This window comes from Massilia endophytica, assembly GCF_021165955.1.
Lineage (GTDB): Bacteria > Pseudomonadota > Gammaproteobacteria > Burkholderiales > Burkholderiaceae_D > Rugamonas > Rugamonas endophytica.
In genome coordinates this window covers 2,511,089-2,524,944 of sequence record NZ_CP088952.1, presented here as the reverse complement: position 1 = coordinate 2,524,944, position 13,856 = coordinate 2,511,089, and the positions used below count along the sequence as shown (strand labels likewise).

Annotated in this window: 5 protein-coding genes; 1 reads left to right on the top strand and 4 read right to left on the bottom strand. The window is 65.4% G+C overall.

Annotated features, from left to right (window positions below; genetic code table 11):
* Position 1: 1 nt before the first annotated feature.
* From LSQ66_RS11235 to LSQ66_RS11220, 4 genes are all read right to left on the bottom strand, one after another.
* The gene (locus LSQ66_RS11235; protein WP_231769863.1) at positions 2-4,900 is read right to left on the bottom strand and encodes a response regulator; all 4,899 of its coding nucleotides are present in this window, start codon (positions 4,898-4,900) and stop codon (positions 2-4) included.
* An 18-nt stretch (positions 4,901-4,918) separates the two neighbouring features.
* Positions 4,919-6,799, bottom strand: coding sequence for a putative bifunctional diguanylate cyclase/phosphodiesterase (locus LSQ66_RS11230; RefSeq protein ID WP_231769862.1), 1,881 nt, complete (start codon positions 6,797-6,799; stop codon positions 4,919-4,921).
* 184 nt (positions 6,800-6,983) lie between these two features.
* Positions 6,984-9,068: a prolyl oligopeptidase family serine peptidase gene (locus LSQ66_RS11225; protein WP_231769861.1), complete on the bottom strand. Its 2,085-nt coding sequence runs from the start codon at positions 9,066-9,068 to the stop codon at positions 6,984-6,986.
* Between the two features lie 51 nt (positions 9,069-9,119).
* Positions 9,120-10,640 carry a CehA/McbA family metallohydrolase gene (locus tag LSQ66_RS11220; protein ID WP_231769860.1) on the bottom strand — a complete coding sequence of 507 codons (1,521 nt, stop codon included), beginning with the start codon at positions 10,638-10,640 and terminating at the stop codon, positions 9,120-9,122.
* Between the two features lie 190 nt (positions 10,641-10,830).
* Between LSQ66_RS11220 and LSQ66_RS11215 the strand changes: the two genes are divergently transcribed.
* Positions 10,831-13,830 carry a CHASE domain-containing protein gene (locus LSQ66_RS11215; protein ID WP_231769859.1) on the top strand — a complete coding sequence of 1,000 codons (3,000 nt, stop codon included), beginning with the start codon at positions 10,831-10,833 and terminating at the stop codon, positions 13,828-13,830.
* Positions 13,831-13,856 lie beyond the last annotated feature (26 nt).

The window sequence follows — 13,856 nt, the reverse complement described above, 5'->3', positions numbered from 1 at the left end:
CTCAGTGCAGCCACACGCGCATGAGCGACAGCAGCTGCGCCACGTCCACCGGCTTGGTAATGTAGTCGGACGCGCCCGCGGCAATACACTTGTCGCGGTCGCCCTTCATCGCCTTCGCCGTCAGGGTGATGATGGGCAGGGAGCGGAACTTCGGAATGCGGCGGATGGCGCGCATGGTGTCGTAGCCGTCCATCTCCGGCATCATGATGTCCATCAGCACAATCTCGATGCTCGGGTCGCGTTCCAGCACCTCGATGCCGTCGCGGCCGTTCTCGGCGAAGGACACCTGCATCTGCTGGCGTTCCAGCAGGGAGGACAGGGCGAAGATGTTGCGCAGGTCGTCGTCGACGATCAGCACCTTGCGTCCCGCCAGGCCGGAATCGGCGGCGTGCACCTGCTCCAGCATGCGGCGCTGGGCTTCCGGCAGGCTGGCCTGGGCGCGGTGCAGGAAAAGTGCCGTTTCGTCGAGCAGGCGTTCCGGTGAGCGGGCGTCCTTGATGACGATGGTCTTGGCATAGCGTTTGAGCTTGGCCACTTCCTTGCGGTTCAGCTCTTTGGCCGTGTTGATCACCACCGGCAGGTCGCGCAGCTTCAGGTCCTTGCCGATGATGTCGAGCAGGTCGAAGCCGCTGATGTCGGGCAGGGTCAGGTCCAGCACCATGCAGTCGAAGTGGGTGGCGCGCAGTGCGGCCAGGGCTTCCTCGCCCGTGCCCACGGTCTGGATATCCACGTCGGTTTCGCCGATCAGGGTCTTGATCGCGTCGCGCTGCGCTTCCTCGTCGTCCACCACCAGCAGGCTGCGCTTGCCGCCCATGAGGAACTTCTGGATGCGGCTGAACTCCTCGGTCAGCGATTCCTTGCTCACCGGCTTGTTCAGGTAGGAGATGGCCCCGGAACGCAGGGCGCGTTCGCGCTCGCGCGAGGCGGACATCACGTGCACCGGAATGTGGCGCGTGCTCGGGTCGCGCTTCAGGCGTTCCAGCACCGTGAAGCCGTCGATGTCCGGCAGGTCCAGGTCGAGCAGGATGGCGGACGGCAGGTAGTCGCGCGAAAGGCTCAGCGCCGAGTCGCCCTGGTGCGTCACGATGCCCTTGAAGTTCTTCTCGCGGGCGAAGTCCAGCACGATCTTGGCGAAGCGCTCGTCATCCTCAATGATGAGCACCGAGGGGTCGCCCGGCGAGGTCAGGCCACGGTCGTCGATGGTGGTGCCGCCGTAGGCCTCCACTTCCGAATCGGCGTCGATCACCGTCATCTGGTGTTCCTGCTCCTGCTCCGGCGCCTGCGCGGAATAGACCACCTTCGGCACCTGGGGAGCGCTGCGCTGGACAGGCTGGCGGCTCAGGTCGTAGTTCACGAAGCCTGCGCGGTTGTATGGCAGGAAGAGGGTGAAGGTGGAGCCCGCGCCCACCGTGGATTCCACGCGGATCTCGCCGCCCAGCAGGCGGGCCAGTTCGCGCGAGATCGACAGGCCCAGGCCCGTGCCGCCGTATTTACGCGCCGTGGAGCCGTCGGCCTGCTGGAACGCTTCGAAGATCAGCTGCAGCTTGTCGGAGGCGATACCAACGCCGGTGTCGGTGACGGAGAAGGCCAGCACCGCGTCGGCGTTGGCCAGGTTCGGGTTGTCCGGACTCCAGCCGCCCTTGGCCAGTCCGATCTCCAGCGAAACCTGGCCGTGGGAGGTGAACTTGAAGGCATTGGACAGCAGGTTTTTCAACACCTGCTGCAGGCGCGTGGTGTCGGTCATGAGCGCGGTCGGCAGGTTGTCCGACAGTTCCACGCTGAAGCCCAGGTGCTTGGCTTCCGCCATGTGGCGGAAGGTGCGGTCCACGTAGTTGCGCAGGTTGGCGAAGCGGTACTCGGACACGTCCAGCGTCACCGTACCGGACTCGATCTTCGACAGGTCCAGAATGTCGTTAATCAGCGTCAGCAGGTCGGAACCCGAGCCGTGGATGGTCTTCGCGAATTCAACCTGCTTGGACGAGAGGTTGCCTTCGGGGTTATCGCCCAGCTGCTGCGCCAGGATCAGCAGGGAGTTCAGCGGCGTGCGCAGCTCGTGCGACATGTTCGCGAGGAACTCGGACTTGTACTTGGAGGACAGGGCCAGCTGGGTCGCCTTTTCTTCCAGCGCCAGCTTCGCCTGTTCCACCTCGCGGTTCTTCCGTTCCACCTCGATGTTCTGCTCGGACAGCAGGCGGGCTTTCTCCGCCAGCTCCTGGTTGGTCTGCTGCAGCTCCTGCGCCAGGGACTGGGACTGGGTCAGCAGCGACTCGGTACGGCTGTTCGCCTCGATGGTGTTCAGCACCACGCCGATGGATTCCATCAGCTGGTCCAGGAAGGAAAGGTGGGTTTCCGTGAAGCGGTCCAGCGACGCGATCTCGATCACCGCCTTCACCTGCTGTTCGAACAGGATAGGCAGCACCACGATATTGGTCGGCGGCGCCGCGCCCAGGCCTGAAGACACGACGATGTAGTCGCGCGGCACATCCGTCAGCCAGATACGCACCTTCTCCAGCGCGCACTGGCCCACGAGGCCTTCACCCGGCAGGAAGGAGGTGGGCAGCTTGCGGCTGGAGCGGTAGCCGTAGCTGGCGATCATGCGCAGGCGGGCGTCGTCCAGCTGCGAGTCCATCATGTAGAACACGCCGTGGTGGGCGGACACCAGCGGCGCCAGCTCGGACAGGATCAGCTTCGTCACGGCCTGCAGGTCGCGCTGGCCTTGCAGCAGGCGGGTGAAGCGCGCCAGGTTGGTTTTCAGCCAGTCCTGCTGCGCGTTCTTCTGCGTGGTCTCCTTCAGGTTTCGGATCATCTCGTTGATGTTGTCCTTCAGGTAGGACACCTCGCCGCGCGCCTCCACCTGGATGGAACGGGACAAGTCGCCCCGCGTCACGGCCGTTGCCACCTCGCCGATCGCGCGCATCTGGTTGGTCAGGTTTGCCGCCAGCTGGTTCACGTTCTCGGTCAGGTCTTTCCAGGTACCTGCAACGCCAGGCACGTTAGCCTGGCCGCCCAGCTTGCCTTCCGTACCCACCTCGCGCGCCACACGGGTCACTTCCGATGCGAAGGAGGACAGCTGGTCCACCATCACGTTGATGGTGTCCTTCAGTTCCAGGATCTCGCCCTTCACGTCCACGGTAATCTTCTTGGACAAGTCGCCGCGCGCCACGGCGGTGGTCACCGCCGCAATATTACGCACCTGGCCCGTGAGGTTGGACGCCATGAAGTTCACGTTGTCGGTAAGGTCTTTCCACGTACCGCCCACGCCCGGCACATATGCCTGGCCGCCCAGCTTACCTTCCGTACCCACCTCGCGCGCCACACGGGTCACTTCCGATGCGAAGGATGACAGCTGGTCCACCATCACGTTGATGGTGTTCTTCAGTTCCAGGATCTCGCCCTTCACGTCCACGGTAATCTTCTTCGAGAGGTCGCCGTTTGCCACGGCGGTGGTCACCTCCGCGATGTTACGCACCTGGCCCGTGAGGTTACCTGCCAGCTGGTTCACGTTTTCCGTCAAGTCCTTCCACGTGCCCGCCACACCCGGCACGTTTGCCTGGCCGCCCAGCTTGCCTTCCGTGCCCACCTCGCGCGCCACGCGCGTCACTTCGGATGCGAAGGAGTTCAGCTGGTCCACCATCACGTTGATGGTGTTCTTCAGTTCGAGAATCTCGCCCTTCACGTCCACCGTAATCTTCTTGGACAAGTCGCCGTTTGCCACGGCGGTGGTCACGTCCGCGATGTTACGCACCTGGCCCGTCAGGTTACCTGCCATGGAGTTCACGGAGTCGGTCAAGTCCTTCCACGTGCCTGCCACGCCCTTCACCTGCGCCTGGCCGCCCAGCTTGCCCTCCGTACCCACCTCACGCGCCACGCGGGTCACTTCCGATGCAAAGGAGGACAGCTGGTCCACCATCACGTTGATGGTGTTCTTCAGTTCGAGAATCTCGCCCTTCACGTCCACCGTGATTTTCTTGGACAAGTCGCCGTTCGCCACGGCGGTGGTCACCGCCGCGATGTTACGCACCTGGCCCGTCAGGTTGGACGCCATGAAGTTCACGTTGTCGGTCAAGTCCTTCCACGTGCCGCCCACGCCAGGCACGTAGGCCTGGCCGCCGAGCTTGCCTTCCGTACCCACCTCACGCGCCACGCGGGTCACCTCGGATGCGAAGGAACGCAGCTGGTCCACCATCACGTTGATGGTGTCCTTCAGCTGCAGGATCTCGCCGCGCACGTCCACCGTGATCTTCTTGGACAAGTCGCCGTTTGCCACGGCGGTGGTCACCTCCGCGATGTTACGCACCTGCGAAGTCAGGTTACCCGCCATGGAGTTCACGGAGTCGGTCAAGTCCTTCCACGTGCCCGCCACGCCCTTCACCTGCGCCTGGCCGCCAAGCTTGCCCTCCGTACCCACCTCCCGCGCCACGCGCGTCACTTCGGAGGAGAAGGAGGAAAGCTGTTCCACCATGGTGTTGGCGGTAGTCGCCGCCCGCAGGTACTGGCCTTTAAGCGGATGACCGTCCACCTCCAGCGCCATGGTCTGCGACAGGTCGCCCTTTGCCACGGCGCCGATCACGCGCGCCATTTCGGTAGTGGGGCGCACCAGGTCGTCGATCAGCGTGTTGACCGCGCTGATGATGGTGGACCAGCCGCCCGTGACGTTGTTCACCGAGGCGCGCTGCGTCAGGCGGCCTTCGCGGCCCACCACGCGGCTGACTTCCGTAACCGCGCGCACCAGCTTTTCGTTGGTCTCGATGATTTCGTTCAGGGTATCGGCGATCTTGCCGGATACGCCCGTCCAGTCGGACGGCATGCGTGCCGAGAAATCGCCTTTTTTCAATGCCATCAAGGTCTGGAGAATCAGCTTCAGGTCCAGTTCTTCGGGCAGTTCGGTCATGTCATTCATCGACGAGATCCTCATTCACTAGGTAGTAAGGGCTGGCTCTTCCAGCCTTTGCATCAGTTCCGCCGCCGCGAGCGGCGGACAGAAAAATTCGCCCTGGCAGCTGTCGCAGCCCAGGGTATTCAGTACGGCCAGCTGCAGCTGGCTGTCCACGCCGAGCGCCACCACGCGCATCTGCAGGGCGCGCGCGAGGTGGATGATGGCGGCCACCATGTCGGTGCCGCCATCGTCGTCGCCGATATTGCGCACGAAGGCGCGGTCGATCTTCATCTGGTCCAGGCCCAGCTTCTTGCAGGCAGCCAGTGAGCTGCGCGCGTGGCCGAAGGAGTCCAGCGCAAGCGCCACGCCCGCGGCCTGCAGCTGGCGCAGCAGGGGCTCCAGGGTGTTGTGGTGGGCCGAGAGCAGGGCCTCGTTCAGTTCCAGCGTCATGGCGCCGGGCGGCAGGCGGTGGCGGCGCACTTCGGCCACCAGCTTGGCGGGCGTTTCGGTGCACAGCTGCGGGCTGCACAGGTTGATGGCCACGCTGGCCTCTTCCAGGCCGCACGGGGCGCTGCGCCAAGCGGCGGCCTGGGCGCAGGCGGTGACGATGGTCCAGGCGTCCAGGCGTTCGAGCAGGGAGCGGTCATAGATGCATGGCAGGAAACGCTCGGCTTCCACCCGGCCCAGGCGGGGATGGTTCCACACCAGCTGGGCCTCGACGGCGCACAGCCTGCCCCCGGCCAGCCCGGTCTGCGGCTGGTACAGCAGTTCCAGCTGGTTGCCGATGAGGGCGTGGCGCAGCTCTGTCGTCCACTGCTCGTGCTCCTTCTCGCGCCGGTTCAGTTCCTCGTGGAAGAAGCGCACGCCGCCGCCTGCCACATCGCGTTCCTGCTTGGCGTGGTACATGGCAAGGTCGGCGTTCTTCATCATCAGGCGGGCATTGCCGCCGTCCTGGGGATAGAGGGCGATGCCGATGCTGGTGGACGTGTAGATGCCGCGCCCGCCGATGTCGAAGGGGCGGGCATGCGCCTGGGCTATCTTGCGCGCCACCCGGGCCGCATTGGCGGCGGGCGTCTTGCCTTCGATGAGGACCACGAATTCGTCGCCGCCCAAACGGGCCACCACGTCGGCCATGCGTACCGAAGATGTGATGCGGGCGGCCACCTGGCGCAGCAGCTCGTCGCCCACCTCGTGGCCAAAGCTGTCGTTGATCTGCTTGAACTTGTCCAGGTCAAGGAAGAGGAGGGCGAAGTGGGTATGGTGGCGTTCGGCCGTGGCCACGGCGTGCTCCAGCTGCTGGATCAGGGAGCGCCGGTTCACCAGGCCGGTGAGCGGATCGCGCGTGGACAGGGCGTTGGCGCGCTGCTCGGCCAGCTTGCGCTCGGCGATCTCCAGCTGCAGTTCGCGGTTGGCGCGCTCCAGGTCCTGCAGGCGCTGCACGCGCAGGTCCTGGTTCAGCTTGCGCAGCTCGGCCGCCTGCTCGCGCAGCAGCATGTTCTGCTTCATGATCTCCACGAAGACGGCCACCTTGGTCTGCAGGATCTGCGGAATGATGGGCGTGAAGAGATAGTCCGCCGCGCCCGCCTGGTAGGCCCTGAGGCGGTTGATTTCGTCGGCCTGGTGGGCCGTCACGAAGATGATGGGCACGTTGGAGGAGCGCGGGTGCGAGTGGATGGCCTCGGCGGCGGCAAAGCCGTCCATGTCGGGCATATTGATGTCGAGGACGATGACGGCGAACTCCTGCTTCAGCACTTCGCGCAGGGCTTCGGCGCCGGAACCGGCGGCGACCAGCTGGTAGCCCAGGCGCACGGCCTCGTCGGCCAACAGGCTTTCCAGCGCGAACAGGCCGGCCGGGTCGTCATTCACCAGGAGGACTTTTGGAGTCTGCACAGGAAGCTTGCCCAGTTTCAGTGGTCTCGTCATCTCGCCCAACCCAGCCACGATACGCCTGTGCCGGACCGAGTCAAGCGAAAAGTAGCGTAGCCGTCCGTCCTGGACGACGTCGCTCACTTGTCATTATTGTAATGCTATCAGGAAATGTTTTGTAAGAATACGCGAGGCCGCGCGAACACCGCGCACGATTGGGCGCGGTGTTGTTATTTGATGCTTATTTCAGCTGATTCAAGAGGAAGCTGTAGGTCAGGGCCCACATATGGGCCTGCTGGTCGTTGTTGGCGGCGCCCGCGTGGCCGCCTTCCGTGTTTTCCCAGTACAGCACGTCGTGGCCCTGTTCCTTCATCTTCGCCACCATCTTGCGGGCATGGCCGGGATGGACGCGGTCGTCGCGCGTGGAAGTCGTGAAGAGCACGCGGGGATAGTGCTTGTCGCGGAACACGTTCTGGTAGGGCGAGTACTTGCCGATGAACTTCCACTGTTCGGGATCGTCCGGATCGCCGTATTCGCCCATCCAGGAGGCGCCCGCCAGCAGCTTGCTGTAGCGCCGCATGTCCAGCAGGGGCACCTGGCAGACCACGGCATTGAACAGGTCGGGCCGCTGCGTCATGACGGCGCCCACCAGCAGGCCGCCGTTGCTGCCGCCCATGATGCCCAGGTGGCGCGGGCTGGTCACCTTGCGCTTGATGAGGTCCTGGGCCACGGCGATGAAGTCGTCGAAGGCCTTCTGGCGGTTCTGCTTCAGGGCCGCCTGGTGCCAGCGCGGGCCGAATTCGCCGCCGCCGCGGATATTGGCCAGCACATACACGCCGCCCTGGCTCAGCCAGGCCGAGCCCGCCACCGCGCTGTAGCTGGGCTTCATCGACACCTCGAAGCCGCCGTAGCCGTAGAGCACGGTGGGATTCTTGCCGTTCAGCCTGGCCTTTTTGTTCATGATGACGAAGTAGGGCACTTTCGTGCCGTCCTTCGAGGTAGCCTGGAACTGCTTCACCGTGTACGGCTTCGCGTCGTAGAAGCTGGGCAGGGATTTCAGGGCCACCCGCTTGTCGTCCCCCGCCTGGGCCAGGTAGAGGGTGGTGGGAGTGAGGAAATCGGTCACCGTCAGGAAGTACTGGTCGGAGGCGATGGGGTCCAGCGCGCTCACCTCCAGGGTGCCGAAGGCGGGCGCGTCCACGTCGCGGCGCTGCCAGCCGCTATCGCTGCGTTTCAACTCGACGAGGCGGTTCTTCACGTTGTCGAGCACATTGAGCAGCAGGGCGGAGCGGGTGGCGGCCACGCCGTCCAGGGAAGTGGTGGGCGTGGGCGTAAACAGCAGCTCGAAGCGGCGCTCGCCCTGCATGAAGCGGCGGAAGTCGGTGGCCAGCAGGGCGCCTTGCGGATAGGTCTGGCCGTCGACCGTCCAGTCCGAACGGAGCTCGATCACGAGCTGGTCGCGCACCGTGTAGGCGTTGGCGTCGTCCGGCTTGGGCACCTTGCTCAGCTTGCTGCCTTCGCGCAGGAAGAGTTCACTGCTGTAGAAGCCGATCTGGCGCACCACGAACTGGAATTCGAGGCCGGGGGTGAAGTCCTTGTAGGCGCCCACGCCCAGGTCCGCGGTCTGCGCCTCGTACAAGGTGGCGGCTTCAGCCAGCGGGCGGCCGCGCTTCCATTCCTTCACGATGCGCGGATAGCCGGACGTGGTCATGGAGCCGGGGCCGAAGTCGGTGGAGACGAAGAGGGTGTCCTGGTCGATCCAGCCCGTATCGCTCTTGGCTTCGGAAAGGGTGAAGCCGTCCTTGACGAAGCTGCGGCTGGCCGTGTCGAACTCGCGCACCACTACCGCGTCGCCGCCGCCACGCGAGAGCGACACCAGGCAGCGCTCGCCTTTCGGGTAAAGGCAGGATACGCCGTGCCACACCCAGTTCTCCTTCTCGTCGGCGGCCAGCTGGTCCAGGTCGAGTACGGTCTCCCATTCCGGCTGCGGCTGGCGGAACTGGTCGAGCGTGGTGCGCCGCCAGATGCCGCGCACATGGCTTGCATCGCGCCAGAAGTTGTAGACGTGCCTGCCGTGCTGCTGCACGTAGGGAATGCGCTCCCTGGAGTTGAGGATGGTCTTGAGGCGGTCGTGGATGGCCGGGTATTGCGGCCGTCCTTCCAGTTCCTTCAGCGCCACCTCGTTCTGCTGCCGTACCCAGGCCAGCTGCTGTTCCCCGCCCACGTCTTCGAGCCATTCATAGGGATCGGTCTTCTGTTGCGCTGTGGCCTGCCCGAGGGCCAGTCCCAGCACCATGCCGCCAGCCAGTTTCCGGTACGATCGCATTGCTTCTCCTGTAGTGTGCGAGATACCGCACTCTACACCAAGCCGGGAAGCTTATGGCCGCTGGCTGACCCAGATGGGGGCGGACCAGAGGATGCGGCCGTCCTCCTGTGTCAACCGGGCGTAGTAGTAATGCTCGCCAGGCGGCGGCGTGAGGTCCAGGCTGTCGCCTTCGAGGGCCTGCGTATCCGGTTCGCCGCGCCGCCCCGGCACGCCGTGCACGATGGCCAGGGCGGCCGCACTGCGGCCCGGACCGGGCGCGTACGCCACCTGCAGGCGCAGCGGCCCGCTGTTCTCGAAGCGCTCGCCCATCATGCGCCCGTTTGCGCGCAGCACGAGGCTGGAGGTCTTGTCCATGGTGGCGAAGACGCGGCGGGCGCGCACCGCCTCCAGAAGACTGGCCGTGCTGAGCGGTGTGCCGCGCGGCAGAAGCACGCCGGTGCGGTTGCCGTAGGACGCGCCCCAGTTGGCGCAGTGGTTGTCCTGGTCGCTGCTGAAGGCAAGATGGTAGCCCGCTTCGAGCAGGCGCTGGCACGCGGGCTCGTAGAAGCTGTGGCGCTTCTCGTCCTCCCCGTCGCGGCTGGAGAAGGCGGCGCTGTTCATCACTTCGCACAGCGCCATGCTGGCGTCGCCGTCGGCATTGAAGCCCAGGGGCTGGCCATGCACCCGGAACTGGTTCTGGGCCGGGTGGTTGAACTGGCCGATCCAGCCTTTTTCCCGCATCAGCCGGTACAGGGCCGCGTAGTCGCCCTTGGCGACGAAGGTGTCGCCCATCAGCTCGCCGTCCGCGCTGCGCTCCCAGGCCAGCAGTTCGGGGCTGTTCAGGATATTCAGGTGGCCGCCATTGCTGATGACGCCCCATTCCATGCCGTACAGGGCGGCAAAACCCGGATGCGCGGCGGAATAGGCGGCGGCTTCGCCCAGGCCCTTGCGGTACAGGGCGTGGGCCTTCGCCGGATCGGCAGCGGGATCGCTGCCCTCGGAACCGTCGTACATGTGATTGTGCTCGGAGGCCAGCAGGAATTGCAGCCCATGTGCCTGGGCATAGGCATAGGCTTCGGCGGGACCGGCCGCTGCGCTTTGCGGCTCCTGGGCGCCGCGGCATTCGCCCAGCGGACCGCCGCCGTCGCTGTGGCCGGTCTGGCTGTGCAGGTTGCCGAGGACGATATCGAATTCGGGCACGGCCGCCTGAGACGGGGCCAGCCTGGGCGCGGGCAGCGCGCCGAGCGCTACCTGCCGCTGCTGGACGATGGGCTCGCCGCGCGAACCGGCAGTGCGCGCCGATAGCCGCAGGCTGTACAGGCCGGGAGCGGCCGCAATGCGCTGCCCAAGCCGCAGCTCCGCCTCGCCTCCGCGCAACATGGCCTCGCCGCGCCAGTGTTGCAGAACTGCACCATTGCCAGCTAGCAGTTGTAATTGCCAGTTCACTGAACGGCGGCCGGGGTGGCGGAAATGCAGGACAAAAGCCTCGTCCTGCGTGAGCCGGAAAGGCGCTTCGATCCATGCCTCCAGCTCGTCGTGGTCCCCGCCCGGCGCGCCCAATGCAGGCAGACAGAGCGGGAAAGCCAGGATCATTGCCCAACCGTATTTGAACAGCCGGTTAACATCACTTACCGCTAAGATAGGGCGTGCGCGTGCCATGGGAGCCTCCTGTCCGGTTTGACAGGGCGGGTGACCGCAAGTTCCTTGGCTGCGTGCAGCAAGTTTGTTTCAGCGCAGGCTTTGATAGTATGCTGCCCCCATGCAAGAAGACACCGCGAGACCCATGCGAGCGACACGCACCGCACAGCGAGGATTGGCCGGCAGCAGGCTGCTGCTGTGGGTGCTCGGGCTGAGCCTGGCGTCCGCGGTGGGCGTAACGCTCTTCGTGGTCGTGCACAACTCGGTGCATGACGAGGCGCAGGCGCGTTTCGAGAACCTGACGCGGGCCACGCAATACAGTATTTCTTCGCGCGTGAAGTCCTATTCCGACGTGGTGCGCGGCCTGGTCGCCCTGTTCCAGACGAACGAGAACCTGACCCGCGGGCAGTTCGGGCGCTATGTGAGAGCCCTGGACCTGCCGCAGTACTTCCCGGCCATCCAGGCCGTGAACTATGCGCCGGACGTAAGCGATGCGGAGCGCGACGCCTTCGTGGCCGCCGTGCGCGCCGACGGCTACCCGGAATTCGATATCCGTCCGCCCGGACGGCGGCCGCACTACGCGCCGCTGACCTGGCTGGAACCCATGGAAACGCTGAAGGAGAAGTTCGGCGTCGATATCATCGCCAACCCTGCGATCGAGAAGGCGCTCAGCCTGGCGCGTGACACGGGCCGCATGAGCGCTTCCGGGCAGCCGGTGGTGGTCAAGGGACCCGTGCCGCATATCGGCCTGGGCATGCGCCTGCCCGTGTACCGCCCAGGCATGCCGGCCGGGAATGTGGCGGAGCGCCGCGCCGCCTTCCTCGGATCGGTGGGCATCGGTTTTTCCGTGGCGCGCCTGGTGCAGGAGGCCATTCACCAGATGGCCAACCAGCAGCTGCGCCTTGTGCTGTACGCCGCGGCCGGTAACAGCCCGGAGCAGCGCACCCTGGCCATCACCCCGGACGACCGCCTGCTGTACAACGATAACGGCTCCATCGACGCGCCGCCCGCGCTGGCCGACCCGGACCAGTACTTCATCGCTGTGCTGCCGATCGACTTCAACGGCTCGCTGTGGAAGGCGCAGTTCATGGTGCGCAAGGCGGACATGATCAGCGGTTTCGACCAGTGGCTGCCTTTCGTGTCGATGGTCACCGGCTTCGTGGGCAGCCTGCTGCTCTTCGGCTACGTATATACCGTGACCTCGCAGCGGCGCAGCGCCCAGGAGCAGCGCCGCTTGCTGGACAGCGTGCTCAATAACGTGGATGCGCGCGTCTACCTGAAGGGCGAGGACCGCCGCTATATCTACGTGAATGCGCGCATGGCCGAGGCCATGGGCAAGCCGCCGGAGGAGATCATCGGCCGCCTGGACCGCGAGCTCATGCCCGTCGCCGAGGCGGATGCGGCGTGGGCCGAGGAAAGCCGCGTCCTTGCGGAAGGCCTCAAGCTGGCCGGTGATGTGCAGTCGCCCGACGTGGACGGCAAGCTGCGGCACTGGTGGACCGTGAAGGCGCCGGTGGAGCTGAGCGCCGAGGCGATGGCCGTGCTGGCGCTGTCTACGGATGTGTCGGAACTGAACCGGCTGAAGGAGGAGGCGCAGGCCGCGAGCCGCGCCAAGAGCGATTTCCTGTCCAATATGAGCCACGAGATCCGCACGCCGATGAACAGCATTATCGGCATGGCGCACCTGGCGCTCAAGTCCGTCGCCGATCCGAAGCAGCGCGACTATCTGCAGAAGATCTACCATTCGAGCCAGCACCTGCTGGGCATCATCAACGACATCCTCGACTTCTCGAAGATCGAGGCAGGCAAGCTCGATCTGGAAGTGCTGGACTTCGAGCTGGGCGCACTGCTTTCCAATATCACTGGCCAGCTGGGCGAGCAAGCGGCGCGGCGCGGCCTCGAGCTTGTGTTCGAGATCTGGCCGGGCCTGGAGAACCAGCTGCGCGGCGACCCACTGCGCCTGGAGCAGGTACTCCTGAACTTCACCAGCAACGCCATCAAGTTCTCGGAAAAGGGCAAGGTCTTCATTCGCGCGCGGGCGTTGGAGGACCGGGGCAACAGTGTGCTGGTGCGCTTCGAGGTGCAGGACCAGGGCATCGGCATGACGGCGCAGCAGGTGGCGGGCCTGTTCCAGTCATTCCACCAGGCCGACGCCTCTACCACGCGGCGCTACGGCGGCACGGGGCTGGGCCTTGTCATCAGCAAGCAGCTGGCGGAGCTGATGGGCGGCGAGGTGGGCGTGGAGAGCACGCCCGGCGTGGGGAGCACCTTCTGGTTCACGGCGCGCCTGCAGAAATGTCCCGCGATCTTCACGCCTGCCACGGGCGCGCCGCTGGCGCCGGACATGCGCGCCTCCATCGAAGGCGCCTCGATCCTGCTGGTGGAGGACAATGTCTTCAGCCAGCAGGTGGGCCAGGAGCTGCTGGAGGATGCCGGCGCCACGGTGGTTGTGGCTAACAATGGCAAGGAGGCCATCGACCTGCTGCTCAAGGAGCACTTCGACTGCGTGCTGATGGATATTCAGATGCCGGTGATGGACGGCTACGAGACCACGCGCCTGATCCGCTCCGATCCACGCCTCTCGGGCACTTTAGTGATCGCCATGACGGCCAATGCGGGCCGCGAGGACCAGGCGCGCTGCCTGGCTGCCGGCATGGACGAATTCGTGACCAAGCCGATCGAACCCAGGCTGCTGTTCTCCGTGCTGGCGCGCTGGATGAGCCAGCGCGCGGCGGAAGGAGGAACGGCGCATGCGGCCGCGGTACGCGCGGAAGTGCCTCCTGCGCCCGTGGCGGACGCGCCCCTGTTCGACATGGCGGCCCTGGCCCAGACCTTCGGCAGCAAGCCCGAAAAGATGCGCAAGTACGCGCTGATGTTCCTCGATTCCGCGCGCGACGGCCTGGGGGAGGTGGATGAGGCGCTGCGGCGCGGCGACAATGTGCGCCTGTCCGAACTGGGACACCGCATCAAATCCGCCGCGCGGGCGGTGGGCGCCATGAGTTTCGCGGCCCTTTGCCTGGAGCTGGAGCAGCTGCCCGCGGACGGCGACCCGGGACAGGCGCAGGAGATCGTCGCGCGCATGCACTCGCTGCTGGAGCGCCTGAAGCAGCAGATTCCCGCTGAAATGTCGGAGCAACTTCCATGAGCGGCCGGGAGAGGCGATAATAGCCT